Below are 387 nucleotides of genomic sequence, written 5' to 3'. Positions count from 1 at the left end.
GGGTGGAGAGGTGGATGAGCGGCAGGCCGGCGAGGGGCTGCGTGTGGAGGCGGGGTCCGGCGACGTCCACGAGGGCGGGCGCCATGATCAGGGAGACGCCGCGCTCCTGCAGCTCCCAGCCCAGTCGGCGGACGTCCCCGGGGACGAACGAGTGGCCCGAGGTGATCACCACGGCTTCGACGTCGCGCACCTCCACGAGGGCGACCACGTCCTCCACGGTGTCCAGGTCCGTGGAGACCGGTATCGGGAGGTAGTCCTCCTGCCGGGTCTTGTATCCGGGGAGGGCCGCCGCCACGGGGGCATAGCCGGCGCCGGCCTCGGAGTCGAGGGTCTGGAAGATGTGCCGGACCGCCTTCGGGCCGCCGACGAGCAGGAGCCGCCGCCGGA

At 73.1% G+C, this 387-nt stretch carries 1 protein-coding gene; it reads right to left on the bottom strand.

Annotation, left to right across the window (positions count from 1 at the left end; all coding sequences use genetic code 11):
* A partial coding sequence (locus ACFWJO_RS40555) for a nucleoside-diphosphate sugar epimerase/dehydratase (protein WP_386873391.1) occupies positions 1-387 on the bottom strand: 387 nt, incomplete at both ends.

It is taken from the genome of Streptomyces sp. NPDC127092 (assembly GCF_042722475.1).
Lineage (GTDB): Bacteria > Actinomycetota > Actinomycetes > Streptomycetales > Streptomycetaceae > Streptomyces.
Note: the sequence above shows the minus strand (reverse complement) of the source record. Positions and strands in the feature narration are given on the sequence as shown.